Here is a 25,661-nt window from a genome sequence, read left to right on the forward strand (position 1 = left end):
ATAATAAGCCTGATTGAAATTCAGTCTTTTTCTAATGGTTTAAACTTACGGCAAATCAGATTAAAAATAAAGTATAAATTCATTATTTTTACATATTTATTCACCAATGACTGATAAAAACGATTTCTTGCAGCCGTGAGATGGGATTATATGCCATTCAGTCGTAAAAACCGATGCGTATTCACCAAACAAAAAGCCCACTCGCTAAACAAATAGCGAATGGGCTTTGAACAGTTTCCAGTATCTTAAGTAACTGTATTCGTTACTTTTGGCTGTTTAGAGCACGGATACGGCTTGATAGAGAGTAAAGGCGGATAAAGCCTTCTGCGTGGCTTTGATCGTAAACTTCATCTTCACCAAAGGTTGCAAACTCTTCTGAGTATAGGCTGTTGTCAGAACGCTTCTGAGTCACAGTTGCATGACCTTTGTATAGCTTAACAACCACTTCACCATTCACATCTTGTGCGAGCTCTTCTGTCGCCGCTAGGATTGATTTACATAGCGGAGTGAACCAACGACCATCGTATACAAGGTGAGAAGCCTTAACACCTAGCTCTTCACGGAATTCGAATGCTGCTTTGTCTAGCACTAGTTGCTCAACCGCACGCAGCGCTTCCATGATAATCGTGCCCCCTGGAGTTTCGTAACAACCACGAGATTTCATACCTACAAGACGGTTCTCTACGATATCGATACGACCAACACCGTGCTTCGCACCTTTTTCATTAAGGTAAACCAGTGCGTTGTATGGCGTCATTGCTTCGCCGTCTACTTCAACCACTTCACCTTTTTCAACCTTCAGCGTTACCGTTTCAGATTCATTTGGTGCTTGCTCTGGGTCTACAGTCCATGCCCAGCAATCTTCGTTTGGCGCATTCCATGTATCTTCTAGTACACCACCCTCTGTAGAGATGTGCCAAGCGTTTGCATCACGCGAGTAGATCTTGGTTAGAGAAGCAGTACAAGGAATGTTACGCTCTGCTAGGTAATCTAGACACTCTTCACGGCTCACAAGATCCCACTCACGCCATGGTGCAATTACGTGTAGATCCGGTGCTAGTGCAGCAAACGCACCCTCGAAACGAACTTGGTCGTTACCTTTACCAGTACAGCCGTGACATAGAGCGTCAGCACCCACTTTACGTGCGACTTCAACTTGCGCCTTAGCAATGATTGGACGAGCCATTGATGTGCCTAGAAGGTATTTGCCTTCGTAGTAAGCACCCGTTTTTAGCGTTGGGAAGATGTAGTCTGCAACCATCTCTTCTTTTAGGTCAGCGATGTAACACTCAGAAGCACCAGACGCTTTCGCTTTCTCTTCAATGCCTTCAAGCTCTTCTGCGCCTTGACCAACATCGGCCACAAACGCTACTACTTCACAATCATAGTTCTCTTTTAACCACGGAATGATTACCGAAGTATCTAGACCGCCAGAATAGGCTACAACAACTTTATTAACTTTAACCTTGCTCATTTGAGTTTCTCCTAAATTCCCGGGCCTGCACTTTGGCGGTCAGCTCCTCGGGGTTTATCCATTCGACTTAATTAATTCTTTAACTTCACTTTCTGAGTTCAGAAGCTACTGAGATAAAAACATGTTACTGAGGTAAAAACTGAGTACCGATGCTCTCACCTGAAAATAGTTGTGCCAGTTTGTCTGGGTAGCGCCAGGTCGCGACTTCAATTGGGCGGCCAAGGTCATTAGCTGCTTCAAGTGCCGCTTGTACTTTAACGATCATGCCGTCGGTGATGACTTTGCCTTCAATCAACTCGTCCGCTTGTTGCTGGTTTAAGCTTGGAATAAGATGACCTTTCCCATCCAGAACGCCGCTCACATCTGATAGCAGTACCAACTCTGCATCCAATGCACCCGCGACAGCAACAGCAGCTTGGTCTGCATTGACGTTCATCAATTGACCTTGGTCAGTCAAACCGATTGAGCTAATGATTGGCAGTGCGCCCGTATCTAGGATGGCTTGCAGAACCTGAGAATTACCCGGCGCTGCTTTGCCTACCGCACCCAATTCAGGGTCTAGCTCACTTACCTGACATAAACCGCCATCAGCAAGGCTTAGACCCACAGCATTGAGGCCGTCTTTGATCGCTTGTCCTTGAAGAAGCTTGTTTGCTGTACCAGCCAGAGCACCTGCAATTACAGGAATCTGGTCATACGGAGTGACACGTAGGCCCTGCTTTTTTACGGTCTCTAGATTGAGCTTGCCCATCAGCTCATCAACCAGGTAGCCACCGCCATGAACGATGACGATAGGTCGCTGCGCTTGCTGTTTGTACTGTGAAATTGCCCCGAAAAGCTTGCTCAACGTTTCGCTACAAGAAAGTGCAGCGCCACCTAACTTTATGATTAATGGTTGATTATTTTGGCTCATTAGAGAATTCCTTACACTAGCGCAGTTAATGGCGCAAAGCCATACCGTAAATTTAAACACTGCATCGCTTGGCTAGATGCACCCTTCAGCAAGTTATCAATCGCAGAAACCACGATGATGTGTTGACCCTGAACCTTCCATCCCAAATCACAGAATGGAGTATGTTCAACGTCTTGAATTCTTGGCAGTGTCTCTTCAAGTAGTCTCACTGCTGGCTTATCTTGATAAGCTGTAGCAAATGCTTGCTGTACCTGCTCTTTCGTCACGCCATCTGCCAACTTCATGGTGATGGTTGCCAAAATGCCACGCTTAAAGTTGCCAAGGTGTGGCGTAAAGATAACGTCGCAGCCCAAGTGCGCAGCAATTTCAGGTTGGTGACGGTGATTAAATACACCGTAAGGCTGCAAACTTACTTCGCAGAAACTGTTGACCATACTCGCCTTACGGCCCGCACCACTGACACCGCTGGTTGCGTTAATCACTGGCCATTGGTTCTCGTCTAACAGTTTGCTTTCAACCAAAGGCTTAATCGCCAATTGAGAAGCCGTTGGATAACAGCCTGCAACAGCCACCAATTGCGCTTCTTTTATCTCAGCTTCATTCCACTCAGCCAATCCATATGCAGCGCTATCAAGCCACTGCTCATGCTGATGCTCAAAGCCATAAAAATCTTGATAGAAGTTTTCACCCTTAACTCTGAACGCGCCAGACAGGTCGAAAACTTGGCAATCGTTCTCAAGAAAAATCGGGGCAAGGTCATGGCTGACCTCATGTGCTGTTGCAAGAAAAACCACATCCGCTTCTTTAGCTACGCTAACTGGGTCGACTAATGGCTCGACTGGCATATCGATTAGACCTGCTAATTTTCCATGCAGACTAGAAATCGGTTTACCCGCATCTACACTGTTGGCGGAGACAAACAAACCTGATAGCGTTAACTCAGGGTGTTTATTTACCATTAGAGCCAGTTCTGCTCCTGTGTAGCCGCTTGCGCCAATGATCGTGGTTTTCAACATTCTCACACATCCATTCTTGAGGTAAGTTACAGTTCAAATTTGACTAATCATACTTAATTTTTGGTTTTATTTGATTTTTTATTCACTAAATATGATTTAATATGTGTTTTACCGCCTTATGGTTTTTCTGTCAATAGTAGAAGTGAAGATATTATGCAATTACCCAGTTTTCTTGAGGTCTACCAGGGCCTAATTTCCACCGATTCGATCAGCTCAACCGATCCGAGCTGGGATCACGGCAATGAAAAGGTCATCGAGAAGATGGCGCAATGGTTCAAAGACTTAGGCTTTAGTGTTGAGGTCGTGGAAGTCGAGCCCGGCAAGCATAATATGGTGGCAAAGATGGGATCGGGCGAAGGCGGCTTGCTGCTTGCTGGCCACAGCGATACGGTTCCGTTTGATGAGGGGCGCTGGAACTTCAACCCTCATGCACTAACAGAGCACAATAATCGCTTCTATGGATTGGGCACCGCAGACATGAAAGGCTTTTTCGCTTTTATTTATGAAGCGGTAAAGAAGATTGACTGGAGTAAGCAGACCAAGCCGCTCTATGTACTGGCGACTTGTGACGAAGAGACCACCATGCTCGGTGCTCGTCATTTCACCGATAATGCTCCTTTCAAACCGGATTACTGCATTATTGGTGAGCCGACTAGCTTAGTGCCAATTCGTGGTCATAAAGGTCACGTGGCGAATGCAGTGCGAGTAACGGGTAAATCTGGCCACTCTTCTGATCCAGCGCTCGGCGTGAACGCCATTGAGATCATGCATGAAGTGCTGTTTGCTCTGATGCAACTTCGCGACAAACTCATCAAAGAGTATCATCACCCAGGATTCGCGATTCCAAGCCCAACACTTAACCTTGGCCACATCCACGGTGGCGACAGTGCCAACCGCATTTGTGGCTGTTGTGAACTGCACTACGATGTGCGCCCTCTTCCAGGCATTAGTTTAGATGGTTTAGACAACATGCTGCGCAGCGCGCTTAGAGAGGTCGAAGCTAAATGGCCGGGCAGAGTTGAGATCACTCCACTACACGAGCCGATTCCGGGTTATGAGTGTCAGCATGATCATCCATTTATCGGCGGCATGGAGTCGGTATGTGAAACCGAGTCACAAACCGTGAACTACTGTACTGAAGCACCTTTCTTACAACAGCTATGTCCAACATTGGTGCTAGGGCCGGGTTCTATTGACCAAGCACACCAGCCAGATGAATTCTTGAGCTTTGACTTCATCGACCCAACCATCAATATTTTGAGTAAGTCGATCTATAAATATTGTTTCTAGTTATTGCGCGATAACTCAATATCGCTCGCACTATCGAACAAAAGCGACCTCGAAAGGTCGCTTTTGTGCTGTTTTGACATCATCATCGCTAAATTGTAATTAAATTTCACCTTCGTTCTCTCAGAAAAGAAAATTTCTAACTTCGCCATTTATATAACCAATAATTGCAAACTTAGGATGCTTTATTTGACTAGATACAGCAGTTTTCGCTAGATTGTGTACTTAACAAGGAACAATGGATGTAATTTTTTTACGAGGCAGGATGACAATGAACGAGAAATACGCCGCTCTCAAGAGTAACGTGAGCATGCTAGGACGCTTGCTAGGTAACACTATTCAAGACGCGCATGGCGACGTAATCCTAGAGAAAGTGGAAACTATCCGTAAACTTTCCAAGTCAGCTCGAGCAGGTAACCAAGCTGACCGCGATAGCCTAGTTGAAGAGATCAAAAATTTACCTAACGAGCAACTGACCCCTGTCGCTCGTGCTTTCAACCAATTTCTAAACCTCACCAACATGGCAGAGCAGTACCATACGATTTCTCGCCACTGTGAAGAGCACGTTTGTGAACCAGACGTACTTCAATCTCTGTTCTCTAAGCTAAACCAAAATGACATCAGCAAGCTCGATGCGGCTCAAGCAGTACGCGACCTCAATATCGAACTTGTGCTGACAGCTCACCCAACTGAAATCACTCGTCGCACCATGATCAACAAGCTGGTTAAGATCAACGAGTGTTTATCAAAACTTGAGCTAAGCGACCTATCCAACAAAGAACGCGTGAAAACTGAGCGTCGTCTAGAGCAACTTATCGCTCAAGGTTGGCACTCAGACGTGATTCGTCAGCAACGCCCAACGCCGCTTGATGAAGCGAAATGGGGTTTTGCCGTTGTTGAAAACTCACTATGGGAAGCCGTACCAGAATTCCTACGTGAAATGGATGGTCGTTTAAAAGGCTTCCTTGGCGAAGGTCTACCTATCGACGCTCGCCCTGTACACTTCTCATCTTGGATGGGTGGTGACCGCGACGGTAACCCGTTTGTTACGCACTCAATCACTAAAGAAGTACTGCGCCTCTCTCGCTGGAAAGCGGCTGACCTTTACCTTGGTGACATCAACGAGCTAATCACTGAGCTGTCGATGACCAAGTGCAACGACACCGTTCGCGAACTGGCCGGTGATGAGCACGAAGCTTACCGTGCCATCCTTAAGAGCCTGCGTACGCTCCTTACGGATACGCTTGAAGTGCTTGATGCGAAGCTACACGACGCAGAAGTACCGAAAAAGACCACGCTACAGAACATCGACCAACTGTGGACACCGCTTTACGCATGTTACAAATCGCTGCATGAATGTGGCATGGGCGTAATCGCAGACGGTTCACTGTTGGATACACTACGCCGTATCAAGGCCTTTGGTGTACACCTAGTTCGTCTTGATATCCGCCAAGAGAGTACACGTCACTCAGACGTTCTTTCTGAACTGACTCGCTACCTAGGTATCGGTGACTACGATCAATGGAGTGAGCAAGACAAGATTGCTTTCCTAACTAACGAGCTAAGCTCTAAGCGTCCACTACTTCCGCGTGATTGGGAGCCATCTGAGCCAGTAAAAGAGGTTCTAGACACCTGTAAGGTGATTGCGGCACAACCTCGTGAAGCCTTTGGTGCTTACGTTATCTCAATGGCACGCACAGCCTCAGACGTACTAGCGGTTCACTTACTGCTACAAGAATCAGGCTGTCCGTATCGCATGGACGTATGTCCGCTGTTCGAAACCCTAGATGACTTGAACAACTCTGAAGCGGTAATGAAGCAGCTGATGGGCATCGACCTATACCGTGGCTTTATCCAGAACCACCAAATGGTGATGATCGGCTACTCTGACTCAGCAAAAGATGCGGGCGTAATGTCTGCGGGTTGGGCTCAATACGATGCAATGGATAAGCTTGTTAAAGCGTGCGAAGAGGAAGGCATTGAACTGACTCTATTCCACGGTCGTGGTGGTACCGTTGGTCGTGGTGGTGCACCTGCACACGCAGCACTCCTTTCTCAGCCACCAAAAAGCCTGAAAGGCGGCCTACGTGTAACAGAGCAAGGCGAGATGATTCGCTTTAAGCTTGGCCTGCCAGATGTCGCAGTTAACAGCTTTAATCTATACGCTAGCGCAATTCTAGAAGCGAACCTACTTCCACCACCAGAGCCTAAACAAGAGTGGCGCGATCTGATGGAAGTGCTGTCTCAAGTATCTTGTGAAGCCTACCGTAATATTGTTCGTGGTGAAGAGAAGTTTGTACCGTACTTCCGTCAGGCAACCCCTGAACTAGAGCTGGGTAAACTGCCTCTTGGCTCTCGCCCTGCCAAACGTAATCCAAACGGTGGTGTAGAAAGCCTACGTGCGATTCCATGGATCTTCTCTTGGAGTCAAAACCGCCTTGTTCTACCTGCATGGTTAGGTGCGGGTGAAGCGATTCAATACTCGGTTGACCAAGGCCATCAAGCGCTACTTGAAGAGATGTGTCGCGAATGGCCATTCTTCTCAACTCGCTTAGGTATGCTTGAGATGGTTTACTCGAAGTGTAATATGGAAATCGCTAAGTACTATGATCAGCGTTTGGTCGACGAAGAGCTATTACCTCTGGGTGAAAAACTTCGTGAACAGCTACAAAAAGACATCAAAGCGGTGCTAAATGTAGAGAACAACGAAAACCTAATGCAGAGCGACCCTTGGGGACAAGAATCTATCCGCTTACGTAATATCTACGTTGAACCATTGAACATGCTTCAAGCTGAGCTGCTTTACCGTACTCGTCAGAGTGAAACGCCACCAGCAGAGCTAGAAGAAGCGCTTATGGTGACCATTGCAGGTATTGCAGCAGGCATGCGCAACACTGGTTAAGCAGAATAATATTCTAAATAGAGTACAAAAGGTCGCCCAGTGCGACCTTTTTATTTCACCCAGCAAATACTATTGAGTCTTTTATCAGTTTTTTGGGTTATTTTGTCCATGTATTCTACTTTATGCTTATTATTTAGATATACTACTGCTCCGCTGCGAGAACACTCCAATCAAAATATTTCGTGGCATTGGACTAGGCAAGCTAGTCCGACTAGGTGATAAACGGCTTTATAAGGTGACACAACCAACAACAAAGAGTGTTGGTGCAACTTAAACATAACCCAATATATCGTGCCGCAAGAAGCACACTTGATGTTTAAGTATTTGTTTACTGTTTATTGACCATTTGGATTGAAGACATGTCATTACCACACGTAATTCTAACCGTTTTAAGTACACGCGATGCTACTGGTTACGATATCACTAAAGAATTCTCAGCAAGCATTGGATACTTCTGGAAAGCTAGCCACCAACAAGTTTACCGTGAGCTCAACAAAATGGCTCAAAATGAACAGGTAACTTGCGTGCTAGAGCCTCAAGAAGGCAAACCTGACCGTAAAGTTTACTCAATCACAGACGCTGGCCGTCGCGCTCTTGGCGAATGGTTTGAACAGCCAACAGCTCACCCAACTGTACGTGATGAGTTCTCAGCAAAACTGATGGCTTGTGCCGTTCAACCATCTGCTGCATACCAAGTACAACTGGCTGAGCTAGTTGAAGAGTCTCGCAAGCTAGTTTCTCACTACAAAGAGATTGAAGCAGCTTACTACGCAACGCCATCAACACTAGACAAGCAAGCACGTCTAGAGCGACTAACTCTGCGTCGTAACCTACTTATCCGCGAAGCTTGGATCATGTGGGCAGAAGAAGTTCTATTAGAGCTTGAAACGCTAGCATAAGTTTGACACTGGTGACTTTCACTAGATAAGCAAAAGGCTTGAATACCAAGTATTCAAGCCTTTTTTGTGTCTGCTAGATAGCGTTGAATTACAGTGCTGCAACCTGAGGACGCACACCTAGGGTATGACAAAGTGCGTAAGTCATCTCAGCACGGTTCAGAGTATAGAAGTGGAAATCTTTCACACCTTCACGGCTTAGTGTTCTTACCATATCAATCGCTTGGCTCGCACCCACAAGCTGACGCGTTGTTGGATCATCGTCTAGGCCTTCAAACTGCTTCGCCATCCAACCTGGTACTTTCACGTTGTTCATCGCCGCAAAGCGAGATGCTTGCTTGAAGTTAGAGACAGGTAGAATGCCCGGTACGATCTCGACATCAATACCTGCTGCTACACAACGGTCACGGAAGCGTAAGTAGCTTTCCACATCAAAGAAGAACTGAGTAATTGCACGGTTTGCGCCAGCATCCACTTTACGCTTTAGGTTAAGTAAGTCGGCTTGTGCACTCTTCGCTTCTGGGTGTACTTCAGGGAAAGCAGCAACTGAGATATCGAAGTCATGGCGAGATTTAAGCAGTTTAACAAGGTCTGAGGCATACATCTCTGGTGCACCGCCACCTGGAGGAATATCACCACGTAGAGCAACGATGCTCTGAATACCATTCGCCCAGTAGTCGTCTGCGATCTGAATCAACTCTTCACGGCTAGCATCAATACACGTTAGATGTGGTGCAGCCACAAGGCCAGTCTGATCTTTGATCTCTTTGATGATTGAGTGGGTACGGTCACGCTCACCAGAGTTAGCACCGTAAGTTACCGATACAAACTTAGGCTGCAGTGTTTTTAGACGGTGTACAGAGTTCCACAGCGTCTCTTCCATCTTCTCATTGCTTGGCGGAAAAAACTCAAATGACACATTAATGTTGTCAGAAAGCTCAGCGATATTCTGATTCAAAGCGTCTATATGACTTGCGTGTGTGTATCCCATCTTACTCTCCCTGTGGCCAACTCAACCACTAAAATCTCAAACCTTTAAACCGACGTTTAGACGTCTATATGTCCACAGAATGTATTGAATACGATTTAATGTCAACAGATCGATTATGAATTTTTCTCAAGTTGATCGTGAGGAATCTTCAAGTCGATAAGTGGGTCGCAAAGCAATAATAACGTACAAAAAAGGCTGAAAAACACATTGTGCTTTCAGCCTTATTTATCTTAGTGGATAGTATGCTATTTACGCTTTCGGACAATCGATCTGAGTTTTAGAACAAGCTCGACATTCTGTTCAAATCGGACTGAATTGCACCGGCTGTTACTTCACGTCCAGCACCTGGTCCACGAATAACGAGTGGATTATCTTTGTACCACTTACTCTCAATCGCAAAGATATTGTCACACGGCAGTAGATTCGCTAGTGCATGCTCTTTCGATAGCGCCTCAACACCGACCGTTGCCTTACCGTTCTTTTCAAGGCGAGCAACATAGCGCAACACTTTTTGCTGTGATTGAGCTTTCTCTAGACGCTCAGCCAGCACTTCACTCAATACCGACGCTTTATCAAAGAAGTCATCGACAGAAAGGTCTTGTAGCTCTTGAGGAACCAAGGATTCTACTTTGACGTTCTCTGGCTCAATATCCAAACCCGACTCGCGCGCAAGAATCACCAGTTTGCGCATCACGTCAGAGCCATCGAGATCAGAGCGAGGGTCAGGCTCTGTCAGGCCTTGTTGCCATGCTAAGTCCACCAACTCACTAAATGGTACTGAACCATCAAATTGCTGGAACAACCAAGACAATGTGCCTGAGAAAATGCCTGACAGCGCGATGATGTCATCGCCACTCTCTCGAAGGTCTCGTACAGTATGGTTAATTGGCAAACCAGCACCCACAGTTGCGTTATACAACCAGTGACGACTGATCTTCGCGAATGCATCTTGCACCTGATGGTAGTATTCACTCGATGCAGAACCCGCGACTTTGTTGGCAGAGATTAGATGAATACCCTGCTGAGCAATATCCAGATATCTGTCTGCAAGCACCTTGCTCGCAGTTACATCCAAAACAACCACTTCATCGTAGCCTTGAATTGAACCAAGCTTTGTTAGCCACTCTCCATCTTCATACGTCACCGCTTCATCGTCAAAACGATCCGCGACAGCACGAGCATCGATACCTTGTTCGTCATACCAATAAGTTTGGCTATCAACGACAGCAACCAACTCAAAATTCATACCACGACGTTTTTCTAGCTCAACCTTTTGCTCGGCGAACAGTGATAGCCAGCTTGAGCCGATGTTCCCCTTACCACACAGTGCGATCGCCACGCGCTTCTGAGCTTGAAACAGTTGAGAATGAATGCCTTTAACTAGAGTTTCGGTTTCCGATTTACGAACCACTGCCACTAAGCTTAAACGAGATTGAGATTCTGAGATAAATTCAACCGGTGCGCCCTTGAGCTGCTGATAGAAGCCGTAACAATGGTTCGGGTTCTTAGTCACCCCCGCACCTACCGCAGCAACCAGTGAGTAGCCCTCTTTGAGTTTGATCTCTGCTTCAATCGCATGGTCTTGCAGATACTCTAGTGCGCCGCCTGCGATCTCTTCTGTGTAAGCAAGGCGCAAGCAGTTTTGATCAGATTGCAGTTCATAAGCCAGCGGTTCTAGCTGAGCACGCTTTAGCCCTTCGAGCACCTCACTTTCAAGGCGTTCAAAATCATGGCCGTGACCAAAGGTGAGCTGAATCAGTAACACATCATCCAGAGAGGTGATGATCTTCGCGCCGCGCCCCGACGCCAGTACACGCTCAATCTGTGTTGAGCCCGACTCTGGCTGGTAACTGCAACGCAGGCTGAGATCCATTGCGCTTTGGGCGACAGGTTGTAGGGTGCGACTGTGTAGCACAGGTGCAGCCAAGCGTGCTAGCTCACTCGCTTCATCGAGACGCAGCAAAGGCAGTAGACAAGCATCTGAAACCAATCTTGGATCGGCACTGTAAACACCCGCAACATCACTCCAGATCGTCACACGATCGACTTCCGCCAATGCGCCAATCACGGTCGCTGAGTAATCTGAACCATTACGGCCTAACAACACCGTCTCACCGGCACTGTTCTGCGCCATAAAGCCGGTAATCACCACGCGGCAATGAGAATGTTGAGCAAGAGACTCTTTAATCAACGCATATGAGCGTGCGCGATCCACCTCAGGTTGAGCACCCGCCTCTGCGCGCAAAAAGTCTCGAGCATCTTGTGCCACAGCTTGAAGATCACTCTGGCATAAGAGCGCGGCTAGTAAACGCGACGACCACACTTCACCATGACCTAGCACTGCTGCTTTTTGTGCTTCATTCAATGGCGCGGTTAGTTCACCTAAAGCCGTAAACTCTCGCTGTAGGGTTACGGTTAACTGCTCTGCAACCTCGCCCTCTAAGAGTTCTGAAACTAACTCCAACTGGAACTGACGCAGAGATTGCAGACACTCATGCGCCAAGCGACCATCTTTATCTAATGCCTCTAAAAATTCGATCAATCGGTTTGTGGTTTTGCCTGCCGCAGACACCACCACCAAATCAGTCTCGCTAGAATACTCTTTAAGAATATTCACGACACGCTGATAGCACTCAGGGTTTGCCAAACTGCTACCACCAAATTTATGCAATTGGCGAAAGTTAGCCATTACTTACGCTCCCCGTTATCAATGAACTGCTGCGCTTTAACGAAGGCTTGCTCAAGGTCAGCAATCAGGTCTTCTGCATCTTCTAGACCTACCGACAGTCTCAGAAGTTGATGAGACACGCCTGCTTCCGCTAGGGCTTCTTCACCCATTGCACGGTGTGTCATTGAAGCAGGGTGACAAATCAAGCTCTCAACACCGCCTAGAGATTCAGCCAGTGAAAATAGTTCCAACTCACCAACAAAGTGCTTAAGCGCCTTAAAAGAGCCTGCAAATTCAAAACTCAGCATAGACCCAAAACCAGATTGCTGCTTCTTAGCAATCTCATGACCTGGGTGTTCTGGAAGGCTTGGGTGATAAATGGTATCGACCAAAGGCTGTTTCTGCAGCGCCGTTAGAATTTCACGAGAGCTCTCTTCATGAACACGCATACGTGCACCCAAGGTACGGATACCGCGCAGTGTCATATAGCTATCAAATGGTGTCCCCGTTGCACCAATACAGTTACCCCACCAAGCCAGCTCTTCGGCATGCTCTTCAGTTTTCGTAATCACCACGCCGCCAATCACATCAGAGTGACCATTGATGTATTTGGTGGTTGAGTGGATAACAAAGTCCGCACCAAGCTCTAAAGGCTTTTGGAACACTGGTGTCAAAAAGGTGTTATCCACCGCCACCAACGCACCCACCTCTTTTGCCTTGCGACAAGTCTCAGCAATATCAACTACGCGAACGAGCGGGTTTGATGGTGTTTCCAACAAGATCAACTTTGGTTTCAGTGCGATCGCAGCATCGAATGCAGCTTGATCCGATTGATCAACAAACAGCACCTTAAAATCACCCTTTTGTGAGCGCGTATTGAAAAGACGGTAAGTACCACCGTAGCAGTCGTGTGGCGCCACAATCAGATCGTCACTGCCAAGAAACGCCGAGACCCATAGGTTGAGTGCTGACGTACCACAGTTAGTCACCACTGCTCCCTTGCCAGACTCCAATTCAAACAGAGCCGTCTCTAGCAAGCCTCGGTTTGGGTTGCCTGAACGAGTGTAATCATACTTAGGAACTTCACCAAAAGCGGGAAAACCGTAGTTGGTCGACAGATAAATGGGTGGAACAACGGCATGATGTTGAGTGTCTGACTCGATACCAGTACGTACGGCGATGGTTGCTGGTTTCCGGCTGCTCATAGGTGTTTCCTTACAGGTTTTGGCGTCTGAGAATCACAGCGGCTTGTCGGGGTTTTGCGGCTGTGTTAGATATATGTTATTCACTTTACTTTCATAAGAATGAGACGTCAACACTTCTAGACGTCTATATGTCTTTGCTTATGGCGGTAAATCCCGCTAAAATCACCCCTATTAATTTAATCTAACAACTAAAGTGATGAAGGTACGCAATGGCCGACTGGAATGGTGAATACATAAGCCCATATGCTGAGCATGGAAAGAAAAGCGAACAAGTAAAGAAAATTACAGTTTCTATCCCTCTAAAAGTGTTGAAGGTTCTAACTGACGAGCGTACTCGCCGCCAGATTAACAACCTACGCCATGCAACAAACAGTGAGCTACTATGTGAAGCCTTTCTGCATGCATATACTGGCCAGCCTCTACCAACAGATGAAGACCTGCGTAAAGATCGCCCAGACGACATCCCTGCTGAAGTGAAAAAGCTGATGACAGAGATGGGCATCGAGTTCGAAGCATTTGACGAAGAATAATCATAACTCAGTCACTACCTTCAATTTTGATTCGCTTTAGCTGAGCCATATCTATTGCCTGATTCATTTAACCTGAACAATAGGCACAAAAAAACCGACTCCAATGAGTCGGTTTTTTATTATTCTCTTCGCTCAACTACACGACGATTACGCCATATAGTTTGCTGGCATCTCGATACGAGCCACACCTGATTCAACCGCTGCTTGAGCAACCGCTTTAGCAACGCGAGGCAATAGGCGTGGATCCATCGGCTTAGGAATGATGTAGCCTTTACCAAACTCAAGTGAATCAGCACCTGCTGCTTTTAGTACGTCTGCAGGTACTTCTTCTTTCGCAAGTTCACGAATCGCTTCAACCGCTGCTAACTTCATTGCGTCGTTGATTTCGCTTGCACGAACATCAAGGGCACCGCGGAAGATGAATGGGAAGCAAAGAACGTTGTTTACTTGGTTCGGGTAATCACTACGACCAGTACCCATGATAAGGTCGCTACGTACTTCGTGCGCAAGCTCTGGCTTGATCTCTGGATCTGGGTTAGAACATGCGAATACGATTGGCTTATCAGCCATTAGCTTCAGCGCTTCTGCTGGCAATAGGTTAGGACCAGATACACCTAGGAATAGGTCTGCGCCATCAATAACATCTTCTAGAGTACGCTTATCAGTGTTGTTCGCAAACAGCTGCTTGTATTCGTTCAGGTCATCACGACGAGTGTGGATAACACCTTTACGGTCTAGCATGTAGATCTTCTCGCGCTGTGCGCCACATTTGATCAACAGTTCCATACACGCAACCGCTGCTGCACCCGCACCCAAACAAACAATCTTACACTCTTCTAGCTTCTTACCTTGAAGCTCAATCGCGTTCAGCATACCCGCAGCCGTTACGATCGCAGTGCCGTGTTGGTCATCGTGGAATACTGGAACATCACAACGCTCGATTAGGCGACGTTCAATCTCAAAACAGTCAGGTGCTTTGATGTCTTCTAGGTTGATACCACCGAATGTATCAGCAATGTTCGCTACCGTATCAACGAACTCATCGATTGTGCGGTGTTTTACTTCAATATCGATAGAATCTAAACCTGCAAAACGCTTAAACAGCAGCGCTTTACCTTCCATTACAGGTTTAGAAGCAATAGGACCTAAGTTACCTAGGCCAAGAATCGCTGTACCGTTAGAGATAACTGCAACCATGTTGCCTTTACCAGTGTACTTATAAACGTTATCAACGTTCTGTGCGATTTCACGAACTGGCTCAGCCACACCTGGGCTGTAAGCAAGGGCCAGATCTTCTGCAGAATTTGCAGACTTTGTCAGTTCAACGGCAATTTTGCCAGGAATTGGGAACTCATGATAATCAAGAGCTTGCTGACGGAATTGTTCTTGAGGTGATAGTTCTTCAGATTGAGCTTGGAGAGTGTCATCAGACATGGGTGTAGGTTTCCTAGAATATTATTATTTGGGGGAATCTATTTTATATTAATGGATGTACTTCAAAGTTCCTAGGTGGTAAAGCCCCCTGTCTCATTAAAAAACGAGAATTCACTACTAATAAGACCAGTGCCCAGTTGAAATTACTAAACACCAGAAAACAAAAAAGGACACCGAAGTGTCCTTTTTCATGTCTACTAAGCGAGAATTACTTCTTGCTAGATAGAGCACCGAAACGCTTGTTGAAGCGATCAACACGGCCGCCTGTATCAACGATACGTTGCTTACCAGTGTAGAACGGGTGACATTTGTCACATACGTCTAGGTGGATAGAATCTTTGTCTAGAGTTGAGTTGAATTCGAACTCGTTGCCGCAAGAGCAAGTAGCTTTAACAGCTTTGTATTCTGGGTGGATACCAACTTTCATGGGAAAACCTCAATTAGGCCGTGTCGCCATCCGATTCTAAGCCGGACACCACACGTTGTTAAAAAATAAATTAAAGACACCGCGTCCCACAAAAATGTGATGAAGCCATACCTTTAAGGCGCCGTATAGTAATGAATCTATGAGGCAGGATCAACCAGTTTGGATGATTTTTTCGCCACTATTGCATGATTTCTTCTTTTATTACCTTTTTATGCTTTGCATACGTATCTCGATAACTGGCATCACTAAACTGCTTCTCGAATTTAACGCCCTTATCCTTTAGACTGTTTGCCCTGCACTTTCTAGAATTAACAAGCGAATCTATGCGTCCAACGATAGCCCGAGTGGCTCTGCCAGTCCCTTTAGATAGACAATTTGACTATAAGATTCCGAGTCACTTGTTTCCTATCATTGGCGGACGCGTATCCGTTCCTTTTGGTCGCCAAACTCTGACAGGTATTGTCACCGCTCTGGTCAATGAGTCCGAGTTTGAATTCGATAAGCTTAAACCCATTAAAGCCCTGCTCGACAATCAGCCTGTCTGGCCAGACTCAGTCTACTCCTTGTTAGTGTGGTGCAGTCAGTTCTATCAATATCCTTTAGGCGAAACCTTTGCTAACGCACTACCAAGCGCGCTGCGTAAAGGCAAACCCGCCGACTTCGCGACACTTGTCGAGTGGCAGATAACGCCACAAGGCAAAGACCAACTGATGCAGGGATTTGGACGCGCAGTCAAACAAGCTAAGGTTATGCACCTACTCGAAAATGGCCCAGTACCGCACCAAGAGTTTATTGACCAAGAAGTCTCAAGCTCGGTACTCAAAACCCTTGAAGAGAAAGGTTGGATAGAATCTCGAGAGAAAAAGCCGACACGTTATGCATGGCCAAGCGATCTTGAAAACGACCAAGACAAGCCAAAGCTCAACGAAGAACAAGCGATCGCGATTGCGACGGTGAATAGCCAAACCGACTTCGGCTGTTTCCTGTTAGAAGGTGTCACGGGTTCAGGTAAAACAGAAGTTTACCTAAATATGATTAAGCCAGTACTAGAGCAAGGTAGACAAGCCTTAGTTCTGGTTCCTGAAATAGGTCTGACCCCGCAAACCATCAACCGCTTTAAAAAACGCTTTAACGTGCCGATTGAAGTCGTGCACTCAGGGTTAAATGACTCTGAGCGCCTAAACGCTTGGCTATCTGCTCGCGATAAGATCGCAGGCATTGTGATCGGCACTCGCTCGGCTCTGTTTACGCCATTTGCTGACCTCGGCATCATTATTGTCGACGAGGAGCATGACGCGTCATATAAGCAGCAAGACAGCCTGCGTTACCACGCTCGTGATGTTGCTATCATGCGCGCCCACAAAGCGCAGATTCCAATTGTGCTTGGCTCAGCAACCCCTGCATTTGAAACCCTACACAACGCGCAAGTTGGCAAGTATAGCCATCTGACATTGAGCTCACGTGCGGGTGCAGCCGTACCAACCACTAACAAGGTTCTGGATGTTAAGGGGGAGTATCTTGAGAGTGGCTTATCGGCATCATTGATTGCTGAGATGCAAAGACACCTCAAATCTGGCAACCAAGTCATGCTGTTCTTAAACCGTCGTGGCTTCTCTCCAGCGTTGATGTGTCATGACTGCGGTTGGACGGCAGAGTGTAAGCGCTGTGATGCCTACTACACCTATCACCAATACAGTAATGAGATGCGCTGCCACCATTGTGGTTCTCAGCAGCACATTATTCATAACTGCCAAGGGTGTGGCTCGGCTAATCTAGTGACCGTAGGTGTTGGCACAGAGCAGCTTGAAACACAGCTTGGGCAGCTGTTCCCTGAATACAAAACCATACGAATTGACCGCGACAGTACCCGTCGCAAGGGCAGCCTAGAGAATGCCTTAGAATCGATTCGCCGCGGTGAGTACCAGATTCTGATTGGCACACAGATGCTTGCCAAGGGACACCACTTTCCGGACGTAACTCTGGTAGCACTGCTCGACGTCGATGGTTCGCTCTACAGCAGTGACTTTCGAGCCTCAGAGCGCCTAGCCCAGCTGTTTATTCAAGTTGCAGGCCGTGCTGGGCGAGCAAGCAAGCCTGGCGAAGTGATTCTGCAGACTCATCACCCAGAACACGGGTTGCTGCAGGCGTTGCTACACAAAGACTACAACCACTTTGCTCAGACTGCGCTCGCCGAGCGTAAACAGGCGATGCTACCGCCCTATACCTTTATGACGCTATTCCGCGCGGAAGCCAATGACCCACACCTTGTTGAAGAGTTCTTAAGACAGGTGCGTCACACCTTAGAGTCGCACCCACTGTTTGATCAGTTCTGTATGGCACTAGGGCCCACTCCAGCACCGCTGGCCAAGCGTGCAGGAAAGTCGCGCTGGCAGTTAATTTTACAGACCCAAACTCGCTCACTTATGCAGAAGTTACTCATGAGTGCAAAACCTGCGATAAACATGTTGCCACTCGCAAAAAAGGTACGTTGGTCGCTCGACATTGAGCCGCAAGATCTCAGCTAAACCTTACAGGCTTAAAATTACTGATAGGTTTATTCACGGAAATTTCATATTTATCGTGAGCAACTTCACACTAGTCATGTGATTTTTGTTAATCTAGCCGTAACTTTGTATCGGCTAAACACATAAAATATTGCAATAAAAAAAGTGTTAGCAACACTTTCATAATATCAATCAATTATATAATTATTCACGCCTTAGTCAGAGGCAATAAAGGAATTAGAGAGGGTTTAATTTATGGCGACAATGAAGGATGTTGCCCAGTTGGCAGGTGTCTCAACAGCGACGGTATCACGAGCGCTAATGAACCCTGAAAAAGTATCGGTGACCACTCGAAAGCGAGTTGAAACAGCGGTACTAGAAGCTGGATACTCACCCAACACTTTAGCTAGAAACTTACGTCGCAACGAATCTAAAACCATCATCACCATCGTTCCTGATATCTGTGATCCCTACTTCGCTGAAATCATTCGCGGTATTGAAGACGCTGCCGTTGAAAACGACTACTTGGTTCTTTTAGGTGATAGCGGACAACAAAAAAAACGTGAGAGCTCGTTTGTAAACTTGGTCTTCACCAAGCAAGCAGACGGCATGCTACTCCTCGGAACTGACCACCCATTCGATGTCAGTAAAGCAGAGCAGAAAAACCTGCCACCAATGGTTATGGCGTGTGAGTTCGCCCCAGAGCTTGAGCTACCAACGGTACACATCGACAACCTGACCTCGGCATTTGAAGCGGTGAACTACCTAGCTCAGTTGGGTCACAAGCGCATCGCTCAGATCTCAGGCCCAACATCAGCGACTCTCTGTCAATTCCGCCAACAAGGCTATCAGCAAGCCCTGCGCCGTGCAGGAGTTACCATGAACCCAGCCTACAGCACGGTCGGTGACTTTACCTTTGAAGCGGGTGCTCAAGCGGTTCGCCAGCTACTTGCACTGCCAGAACAACCAACTGCTATCTTCTGTCACAATGACGCGATGGCAATTGGTGCGATTCAAGAAGCGAAGAAGCTAGGTCTGCGCGTTCCGCACGATCTATCTATTGTCGGCTTCGATGATATTCAGTTCGCACAATACTGCGATCCACCGTTGACGACGATCTCTCAGCCTCGCTACGAGATTGGACGTCAGGCGATGCTGATGATGCTTGATATGCTCAAAGGCAATGATGTTCAAGCCGGTTCTCGTCTGCTCGAAGCGAAACTAGTCGTTCGTGGAAGTACGGCGCCACCACGCATTTAATCCATGAAAATAGACTCATAAATCTGCGGCACATTTTGATGTGCCGCTTCCATTTCTACACTATTATCCTCGCGCATTCTGGATTACCATGGGTGCAGAATCACCAACATTTGAAAGACTTGTGGCTAATAGAGATTATGTAAAGCGCGGTCGTGGAAATAAACGCACGGCTAAAAAACCTGCCCCTCGCCGAAAACCATGGCGTAGTGGTCTTTTGGCGATCTTACTGGCCGGTGGCTTTGGCTACGGCTTGTATCTGTTGAGCAATGATCCTGAGCCGCCACCGCCGACTGTGGTGACTAAGCCCAAGCCAAAACCTAAGCCAGCTAAGGTTATCCCGCCGCCACCTGAGGAGAAGTGGGATTACGTAGAAACCTTGCCAAGCCGCGAAGTTGAAGTGAAAGCCAAAGAACAAGAAGTCTCTAAAGTGCCATACATCATGCAATGTGGCGCTTACAAGACATCCGCTCAAGCCGAAGCGCGTAAGCTCGACATTGCCTTCCAAGGCATCTCAAGCGATATCCGCAAGAAAGAAGGCAGCAGCTGGTACCGTGTGGTACTTGGCCCTTACAAACTTAAGCGTGACGCTGAGCGAGATCGCCATAAGCTACAAAGAGCCAAAATCGAACCTTGTGCGATTTGGAAAGACCAATAGATTCCGTAATGAAAACCTCCGCTTTCGGAGGTTTTCTGCTTTTTGAGCCCGCACCGTTTTCTACTGCCCTATCGGTATAAATTGCCCTACATCTACCATGGCAACTTGAATTCTCAGCAGGCCATCCTCATATTGTTTTTATACCCAAAGATAAAAAGATAAAGAGGCCCTACTCGTGACTACCATTGTATCTGTACGTCGTAATAATAAAGTCGTCATCGCGGGTGATGGACAAGTATCTCTAGGCAACACCGTAATGAAGGGCAATGCCCGTAAAGTACGTCGCCTATACAATAATAAAGTACTGGCAGGTTTCGCTGGCGGTACGGCAGATGCTTTCACGCTATTCGAAAAATTTGAAAGCAAGCTGCAAATGCACCAAGGCCACCTAACCAAAGCTGCCGTTGAGCTGGCGAAGGATTGGCGTAGTGATCGCGCTCTGCGCAAGCTAGAAGCCCTATTGGCTGTTGCCGATGAGACGGCATCTCTGATCATCACTGGTAACGGTGACGTAGTACAGCCAGAGCACGACCTAATCGCAATTGGCTCAGGCGGCAACTTTGCACAAGCAGCGGCGACAGCCCTACTAGAAAATACCGATTTAGATGCACGTGAAATCGCAGAGAAGGCGCTAACTATTGCAGGCGACATCTGTGTGTTCACCAACCATCACCACACTGTTGAAGAACTAGAAAGCACCGTTGAGCTACCGAAGCCGGAATAAGACTCAAACCAATATTGCACCCAACAGTGATTTAAGAATTAAGGAATAGACATGTCTGAAATGACCCCTCGTGAAATTGTTCATGAACTGAACCGCCACATCATTGGCCAAGAAAACGCGAAGCGCTCTGTGGCTATCGCCCTACGTAACCGCTGGCGCCGTATGCAGCTAGAAGAGAGCCTGCGTGTCGAGGTTTCTCCTAAGAACATTCTGATGATCGGTCCAACCGGTGTGGGTAAAACTGAGATTGCTCGCCGCCTAGCGAAACTTGCAAACGCACCTTTCATCAAGGTAGAAGCGACTAAGTTCACTGAAGTTGGCTACGTGGGTAAAGAAGTAGAGACCATTATCCGTGACCTGACCGACGTTGCGATCAAGATGACTCACCAGCAAGCGATGGAAAAAGTAAAATTCCGCGCTGAAGAGCAAGCTGAAGAGCGTATCCTTGATGCCCTTCTGCCACCTGCTCGTGACGCTTGGGGTCAAAACGAGCAAGCAGATGAAGGCTCATCAAACACGCGTCAGATTTTCCGCAAAAAACTGCGTGAAGGTAAGCTAGACGACAAAGAGATCGAAATCGATGTTGCGGCACCGCAGATGGGCGTTGAAATCATGGCGCCTCCAGGCATGGAAGAGATGACCAACCAGCTACAAGGCATGTTCCAAAACCTTGCTGGTGATACCAAGAAAAAGCGCAAGCTGAAAATCAAAGACGCATTCAAGGCACTGACTGAAGAAGAAGCGGCAAAGCTTGTTAACCAAGAAGAGTTGAAAGAGAACGCAATCTACAACGTTGAGAACAACGGTATCGTGTTTATCGATGAGATCGACAAGATCTGTAAGCGTGGTGATAGCTCGGGTCCAGACGTATCTCGTGAAGGTGTTCAGCGTGATCTACTACCCCTTATTGAAGGTAGCACAGTATCGACTAAGCACGGCATGGTGAAAACAGACCATATCCTGTTTGTTACTTCGGGCGCATTCCAAGTGGCTAAGCCATCGGATCTGATCCCTGAGCTACAAGGTCGTCTACCAATCCGTGTTGAACTTGAAGCACTATCAAGCCACGACTTCAAACGTATCCTAACTGAGCCAAAAGCGTCTCTGACTGAGCAGTATATCGCTCTAATGAAGACAGAAGAGGTGGACGTTGAGTTCACTGAAGACGGCATCACTCAGATCGCAGAAGCAGCATGGCAAGTTAACGAAACCACTGAGAACATCGGTGCACGTCGTCTACACACGGTAATGGAACGTCTAATGGATGAGATTTCATTCGAAGCGACAGACAAAGCTGGCAGCAAGCTAGTGATTGATGCTGGTTACGTGAAGTCTAAGCTAGGCGAATTCGTTGAAGACGAAGACCTAAGCCGCTTCATTCTGTAGCACAAAAATATCCAACTTGTTGCTCTAACGCAAAGAAACAGCAAGCTGATAACCGATTTCAAGGCCCACTCTCGAGTGGGCTTTTTATTACCTAAAAAATGAGCGTATACTCGAAATACGGTATGACACAGTGTCCTTACAACGACAAATAGACCTACGATGAAACAATCTCTACTGATTTGGCTTGATGCCGCACGACCAAAAACTCTGCCTCTCGCACTCGTCTCTATTCTTACAGGAAGTAGTTTAGCGTTCGCTAGCGATCAGTTTTCTCTCTCCATTGCTTTGTTGGCTTTTCTCACCGCGACCTTGCTGCAGATCCTTTCCAACCTCGCCAATGACTATGGCGACGCGGTAAAAGGCACCGACAATGATAAACGTCTAGGCCCAATGCGGGCGATGCAGTCGGGTGCTGTCTCAGCCGCAACAATGAAGCAAGCCATCATCCTAAACATTGTGTTTACCATGATTGCTGGGCTTATCTTAATTTTCCACGCCCTATCCTCTATTGAGAGTATTCTCTCTTTCATCGGTCTGGGTGTGCTGGCGATTGCAGCCGCGATTGCTTACACCGTCGGTAACAAGCCTTATGGTTATATCGGCTTAGGCGACCTGTCAGTATTCATCTTCTTTGGTCTGCTTGGTGTATCCGGGACTTACTTCCTGCACACAGGGCATATCGAACCAAGCCTATTCTTACCCGCTTTGGGCTGTGGCTTGATGGCGGTAGCCGTACTTAACATCAACAACATGCGTGACATCGAAAACGACAGTGAGTGTGGTAAACGCACCATGGCAGTTAGACTAGGACAGCGTAAAGCCAAGCAGTATCATTTTGTACTCCTGAGCATGGCAGTGATTGCTTTCGCTAGCTACCTGCTTATTCAAGATAAACCCGCTTGGATTAGCCTGCCGTTTTCACTGAGCATCATCACCGTTTACAAACATGGTAAGGCGGTTTGGGATACGGACAAACCCGCACAAATCGCACCTATGATGCCAGTTATCGTCAAATGCTCTCTGGTGACTAACTTATTGTTTGCTGGTGTTGTTGTAGCTCAAACTCTATTGACATAATTCAGACTAATCATTGCAAAGGGATCGAGCACCGATATACTCAAAGTAAGCTCATTGTTCAAAAGGTACGCGAATGGAATACAACACTTCAGCACTGTGCGACATCTATCTAGACCAAGTGGATGTCGTAGAGCCGATGTTCAGCAACTTTGGTGGAAGAGCCTCCTTTGCTGGACAGATCACGACACTCAAATGTTTCGAGGACAACGCGCTGATCCGCTCTGTGCTAGAACAAGACGGCTTGGGTCGTGTGTTGTTGATTGACGGTGGTGGCTCACTGCGTAAAGCGCTGATTGATGCCGAATTGGCACTGCTAGCCGAAGACAATGAGTGGGAAGGTATCGTGGTGTATGGCTGCGTTCGCGAAGTAGACGAACTAGAAGATATGAATCTCGGTATTCAAGCCCTTGCTTCTATTCCAGTTGGCGCTGTACAAGATGGCGTCGGCGAAGTCGATGTTCCAGTCAACTTTGGCAGTGTTAGCTTCCTACCTGAAGATTACCTCTATGCCGATAACACCGGCATCATTCTGTCACCAGAGCCACTCGATGTAGAGTTCGAGCTTGATGCAGAAGACGATGAGAACGAATAGTTGATACAAAAATGCCCGCTAACAAGCAGGCATTTTTTTCATCAGCGTTTATCGCAGCAAAAGTGGATTACTCAACTTCGTCCATCTTGCCTAGTAGGCTGCGAATGCGATCTTGCCATGCTGCATGCTCTTGCTGCATTTGCTGAGTTTTTTGCTCTAGCTCTTCACGGCTTGCTTTTAGCTCACCAGCTTCTGTCGCTAGCTGCTGCTTCTCTTCTTTTAGCTCTTCTACTTCCATTTGCAGAAGTGCAATAGTATCAACTGCTGTTTGAATTTTTGCTTCTAGTTGCTCTAGTACTTCAAAAGACATTCTGGCCTACCTTTAAGTTATCCATTTGATGTTGAAGGTTCACTCCACTTATTGCCCCATTCTACTCAGCAGAGCACGGATAAACACTCTATATCTTCGATATTTTGCGCCATTCGATGAAAAAAACATCGCTTTTTACCGAATATTGACGTTAATTGTGCCAGCACTATTACCTAACTGATTATTTCAGTGAATATTTTAAAATTTCAGCTCTGCTTTGATCGTAAGCAAAGCCACAAAAGCAAAAAAGCAAACGTTTCCTTTGAACTATGGTAAAATCCGCCGCGAAATTTCTATTCCCCCTTTGAAAATTTTGGAGTCCGCATGAAACGCGATTTAGCAATGGCATTTTCTCGTGTCACTGAAGGTGCAGCACTAGCAGGTTATAAATGGCTTGGCCGTGGTGATAAAAACGCTGCCGATGGTGCCGCAGTAGAAGTCATGCGCAGCCTGCTCAACAAAACCGAAATCAGCGGTGAAATCGTGATTGGTGAAGGCGAAATCGATGATGCACCGATGCTATACATCGGTGAGAATGTCGGTGTTGGTGGTGATGCCGTTGATATCGCCGTTGACCCAATCGAAGGGACACGTATGACGGCTATGGGCCAGTCAAACGCACTGGCTGTACTAGCAGCGGGTGAAAAAGGCAGCTTCTTAAAAGCGCCTGACATGTACATGGAAAAACTGGTTGTTGGCCCTGGAGCTAAAGGTGCTATCGACCTAGAAAAGCCACTAAAAGAGAACCTAGAGAACATCGCTAAAGCACTGGGCAAATCTCTAGATACGCTTGTGGTAACCACGCTAGCTAAACCTCGTCACGACCAAGTGATCGCAGAAATGCAGGCGATGGGCGTGCGTGTGTTTGCTGTGCCAGACGGTGATGTCGCCGCTTCTATTCTAACTTGTATGCCTGACAGCGAAGTGGACGTGATGTACTGCATCGGTGGCGCGCCAGAAGGTGTGGTATCAGCAGCAGTAATTCGCGCACTAGATGGCGACATGCATGGTCGTTTGCTGCCACGTCATGAAGTGAAAGGTGACAACGAAGAGAACCGTAAGCACGGTGAACTGGAACTTGAGCGTTGTGCTGAAATGGGCGTAACTGCAGGTGTGGTTTTAAAGATGGAAGACATGGCGCGCAGCGATAACGTAGTGTTCTCGGCAACAGGTATCACCAAAGGTGACCTATTAGAAGGCATCACTCGTCAAGGTAACATCGCAACCACAGAAACTCTGCTTATTCGCGGTCGCTGTCGTACGATTCGTCGTATCAAGTCGATTCACTACCTTGAGCGTAAAGACCCAGAAGTGATTGGTCACATTCTTTAGTAACGACCTCCACTCGATTCTCTTTAAGGCTAGCACTTGGGTGCTGGCCTTTTCTTTTTATAGCAATGCCGTTGAGTG

The 25,661-nt window shown here is 47.1% G+C and carries 21 protein-coding genes; 12 read left to right on the plus strand and 9 right to left on the minus strand.

The genetic code is table 11. The features are described 5' to 3' along the window. Window positions 1-262 precede the first annotated feature (262 nt). From L1D60_RS15555 to argC, 3 genes are all read right to left on the minus strand, one after another. Window positions 263-1,474 (minus strand): argininosuccinate synthase, encoded by a 1,212-nt coding sequence (locus tag L1D60_RS15555; protein WP_239841925.1) that lies wholly within the window; start codon window positions 1,472-1,474, stop codon window positions 263-265. Between the two features lie 124 nt (window positions 1,475-1,598). Continuing rightward, on the minus strand, window positions 1,599-2,387 hold the full coding sequence (argB, locus tag L1D60_RS15560) for an acetylglutamate kinase (RefSeq protein WP_239841926.1): 789 nt from the start codon (window positions 2,385-2,387) through the stop codon (window positions 1,599-1,601). Between the two features lie 11 nt (window positions 2,388-2,398). Beyond that, complete coding sequence (gene argC / locus L1D60_RS15565) at window positions 2,399-3,403, minus strand: N-acetyl-gamma-glutamyl-phosphate reductase (RefSeq protein ID WP_239841927.1); 1,005 nt, start codon at window positions 3,401-3,403, stop codon at window positions 2,399-2,401. 153 nt (window positions 3,404-3,556) lie between these two features. On the opposite strand from argC, the gene argE reads away from it, so the two are divergent. The 3 genes from argE (at window position 3,557) to L1D60_RS15580 (ending at window position 8,491) form a co-directional block, all read left to right on the plus strand. Next, window positions 3,557-4,693 (plus strand): acetylornithine deacetylase, encoded by a 1,137-nt coding sequence (gene argE, locus L1D60_RS15570; protein ID WP_239841928.1) that lies wholly within the window; start codon window positions 3,557-3,559, stop codon window positions 4,691-4,693. 262 nt (window positions 4,694-4,955) lie between these two features. Beyond that, window positions 4,956-7,592, plus strand: coding sequence for a phosphoenolpyruvate carboxylase (ppc, locus tag L1D60_RS15575; protein WP_239841929.1), 2,637 nt, complete (start codon window positions 4,956-4,958; stop codon window positions 7,590-7,592). Between the two features lie 359 nt (window positions 7,593-7,951). After that, complete coding sequence (locus L1D60_RS15580) at window positions 7,952-8,491, plus strand: PadR family transcriptional regulator (protein ID WP_239841930.1); 540 nt, start codon at window positions 7,952-7,954, stop codon at window positions 8,489-8,491. Window positions 8,492-8,579: 88 nt separating this feature from the next. On the opposite strand, the gene metF is transcribed toward L1D60_RS15580, so the two are convergent. The 3 genes from metF to L1D60_RS15595 form a co-directional block, all read right to left on the minus strand. After that, complete coding sequence (gene metF, locus L1D60_RS15585; protein WP_239841931.1) at window positions 8,580-9,479, minus strand: methylenetetrahydrofolate reductase; 900 nt, start codon at window positions 9,477-9,479, stop codon at window positions 8,580-8,582. 277 nt (window positions 9,480-9,756) lie between these two features. Further along, window positions 9,757-12,168, minus strand: coding sequence for a bifunctional aspartate kinase/homoserine dehydrogenase II (locus L1D60_RS15590; protein ID WP_239841932.1), 2,412 nt, complete (start codon window positions 12,166-12,168; stop codon window positions 9,757-9,759). Further along, window positions 12,168-13,352 (minus strand): O-succinylhomoserine (thiol)-lyase, encoded by a 1,185-nt coding sequence (locus L1D60_RS15595; RefSeq protein WP_239841933.1) that lies wholly within the window; start codon window positions 13,350-13,352, stop codon window positions 12,168-12,170. The genes L1D60_RS15590 and L1D60_RS15595 overlap by 1 nt, the downstream gene beginning before the upstream one ends. A 209-nt stretch (window positions 13,353-13,561) precedes the next feature. On the opposite strand from L1D60_RS15595, the gene metJ reads away from it, so the two are divergent. Continuing rightward, window positions 13,562-13,882, plus strand: a complete 321-nt coding sequence (gene metJ / locus L1D60_RS15600) for a met regulon transcriptional regulator MetJ (protein ID WP_004415993.1) — start codon at window positions 13,562-13,564, stop codon at window positions 13,880-13,882. A 147-nt stretch (window positions 13,883-14,029) separates the two neighbouring features. Here the strand turns inward: metJ and L1D60_RS15605 are convergent, their stop codons facing one another. Both L1D60_RS15605 and rpmE read right to left on the minus strand, forming a co-directional pair. Continuing rightward, complete coding sequence (locus tag L1D60_RS15605; RefSeq protein ID WP_239841934.1) at window positions 14,030-15,316, minus strand: malic enzyme-like NAD(P)-binding protein; 1,287 nt, start codon at window positions 15,314-15,316, stop codon at window positions 14,030-14,032. A gap of 208 nt (window positions 15,317-15,524) precedes the next feature. Continuing rightward, on the minus strand, window positions 15,525-15,743 hold the full coding sequence (rpmE, locus tag L1D60_RS15610) for a 50S ribosomal protein L31 (RefSeq protein WP_239841935.1): 219 nt from the start codon (window positions 15,741-15,743) through the stop codon (window positions 15,525-15,527). 323 nt (window positions 15,744-16,066) lie between these two features. On the opposite strand from rpmE, the gene priA reads away from it, so the two are divergent. The 7 genes from priA (at window position 16,067) to rraA (ending at window position 23,941) form a co-directional block, all read left to right on the plus strand. Further along, complete coding sequence (gene priA, locus L1D60_RS15615; RefSeq protein ID WP_239841936.1) at window positions 16,067-18,268, plus strand: primosomal protein N'; 2,202 nt, start codon at window positions 16,067-16,069, stop codon at window positions 18,266-18,268. Between the two features lie 234 nt (window positions 18,269-18,502). Next, window positions 18,503-19,507: a DNA-binding transcriptional regulator CytR gene (cytR, locus tag L1D60_RS15620; protein ID WP_032549977.1), complete on the plus strand. Its 1,005-nt coding sequence runs from the start codon at window positions 18,503-18,505 to the stop codon at window positions 19,505-19,507. 121 nt (window positions 19,508-19,628) lie between these two features. Continuing rightward, window positions 19,629-20,162 (plus strand): SPOR domain-containing protein, encoded by a 534-nt coding sequence (locus L1D60_RS15625; protein WP_032550059.1) that lies wholly within the window; start codon window positions 19,629-19,631, stop codon window positions 20,160-20,162. A 175-nt stretch (window positions 20,163-20,337) separates the two neighbouring features. Continuing rightward, the gene (hslV, locus tag L1D60_RS15630) at window positions 20,338-20,886 is read left to right on the plus strand and encodes an ATP-dependent protease subunit HslV (RefSeq protein ID WP_032549976.1); all 549 of its coding nucleotides are present in this window, start codon (window positions 20,338-20,340) and stop codon (window positions 20,884-20,886) included. Between the two features lie 51 nt (window positions 20,887-20,937). Continuing rightward, window positions 20,938-22,272: an HslU--HslV peptidase ATPase subunit gene (hslU, locus tag L1D60_RS15635; protein ID WP_032549974.1), complete on the plus strand. Its 1,335-nt coding sequence runs from the start codon at window positions 20,938-20,940 to the stop codon at window positions 22,270-22,272. Between the two features lie 159 nt (window positions 22,273-22,431). Continuing rightward, entirely contained in the window at window positions 22,432-23,349 is a 918-nt protein-coding gene (locus L1D60_RS15640; RefSeq protein WP_239841937.1) for a 1,4-dihydroxy-2-naphthoate polyprenyltransferase, read from the plus strand. Window positions 23,350-23,422: 73 nt separating this feature from the next. Beyond that, window positions 23,423-23,941 carry a ribonuclease E activity regulator RraA gene (rraA, locus tag L1D60_RS15645; protein ID WP_032549971.1) on the plus strand — a complete coding sequence of 173 codons (519 nt, stop codon included), beginning with the start codon at window positions 23,423-23,425 and terminating at the stop codon, window positions 23,939-23,941. Between the two features lie 67 nt (window positions 23,942-24,008). Here rraA and zapB read toward each other — a convergent pair whose 3' ends face one another. Then, the gene (gene zapB / locus L1D60_RS15650) at window positions 24,009-24,251 is read right to left on the minus strand and encodes a cell division protein ZapB (protein ID WP_032549970.1); all 243 of its coding nucleotides are present in this window, start codon (window positions 24,249-24,251) and stop codon (window positions 24,009-24,011) included. Between the two features lie 324 nt (window positions 24,252-24,575). Here zapB and glpX point away from each other — a divergent pair, with 324 nt between their 5' ends. Further along, window positions 24,576-25,583, plus strand: a complete 1,008-nt coding sequence (glpX, locus tag L1D60_RS15655) for a class II fructose-bisphosphatase (RefSeq protein ID WP_032549969.1) — start codon at window positions 24,576-24,578, stop codon at window positions 25,581-25,583. The last annotated feature ends 78 nt before the right edge of the window (window positions 25,584-25,661 follow it).

The organism is Vibrio sp. Isolate30, from assembly GCF_022397975.1.
GTDB lineage: Bacteria > Pseudomonadota > Gammaproteobacteria > Enterobacterales > Vibrionaceae > Vibrio > Vibrio fortis.

Excerpts from the sequence above, each read along its gene's own strand:
- L1D60_RS15555 (WP_239841925.1), bottom strand. The coding sequence starts at position 1,474 with ATGAGCAAGGTTAAAGTTAATAAAGTTGTTGTAGCCTATTCTGGCGGT.
- argB (WP_239841926.1), bottom strand. The coding sequence starts at position 2,387 with ATGAGCCAAAATAATCAACCATTAATCATAAAGTTAGGTGGCGCTGCA.
- argC (WP_239841927.1), bottom strand. The coding sequence starts at position 3,403 with ATGTTGAAAACCACGATCATTGGCGCAAGCGGCTACACAGGAGCAGAA.
- argE (WP_239841928.1), top strand. The coding sequence starts at position 3,557 with ATGCAATTACCCAGTTTTCTTGAGGTCTACCAGGGCCTAATTTCCACC.
- ppc (WP_239841929.1), top strand. The coding sequence starts at position 4,956 with ATGACAATGAACGAGAAATACGCCGCTCTCAAGAGTAACGTGAGCATG.
- L1D60_RS15580 (WP_239841930.1), top strand. The coding sequence starts at position 7,952 with ATGTCATTACCACACGTAATTCTAACCGTTTTAAGTACACGCGATGCT.
- metF (WP_239841931.1), bottom strand. The coding sequence starts at position 9,479 with ATGGGATACACACACGCAAGTCATATAGACGCTTTGAATCAGAATATC.
- L1D60_RS15590 (WP_239841932.1), bottom strand. The coding sequence starts at position 12,168 with ATGGCTAACTTTCGCCAATTGCATAAATTTGGTGGTAGCAGTTTGGCA.
- L1D60_RS15595 (WP_239841933.1), bottom strand. The coding sequence starts at position 13,352 with ATGAGCAGCCGGAAACCAGCAACCATCGCCGTACGTACTGGTATCGAG.
- metJ (WP_004415993.1), top strand. The coding sequence starts at position 13,562 with ATGGCCGACTGGAATGGTGAATACATAAGCCCATATGCTGAGCATGGA.
- L1D60_RS15605 (WP_239841934.1), bottom strand. The coding sequence starts at position 15,316 with ATGTCTGATGACACTCTCCAAGCTCAATCTGAAGAACTATCACCTCAA.
- rpmE (WP_239841935.1), bottom strand. The coding sequence starts at position 15,743 with ATGAAAGTTGGTATCCACCCAGAATACAAAGCTGTTAAAGCTACTTGC.
- priA (WP_239841936.1), top strand. The coding sequence starts at position 16,067 with ATGCGTCCAACGATAGCCCGAGTGGCTCTGCCAGTCCCTTTAGATAGA.
- cytR (WP_032549977.1), top strand. The coding sequence starts at position 18,503 with ATGGCGACAATGAAGGATGTTGCCCAGTTGGCAGGTGTCTCAACAGCG.
- hslU (WP_032549974.1), top strand. The coding sequence starts at position 20,938 with ATGTCTGAAATGACCCCTCGTGAAATTGTTCATGAACTGAACCGCCAC.
- L1D60_RS15640 (WP_239841937.1), top strand. The coding sequence starts at position 22,432 with ATGAAACAATCTCTACTGATTTGGCTTGATGCCGCACGACCAAAAACT.
- rraA (WP_032549971.1), top strand. The coding sequence starts at position 23,423 with ATGGAATACAACACTTCAGCACTGTGCGACATCTATCTAGACCAAGTG.
- zapB (WP_032549970.1), bottom strand. The coding sequence starts at position 24,251 with ATGTCTTTTGAAGTACTAGAGCAACTAGAAGCAAAAATTCAAACAGCA.
- glpX (WP_032549969.1), top strand. The coding sequence starts at position 24,576 with ATGAAACGCGATTTAGCAATGGCATTTTCTCGTGTCACTGAAGGTGCA.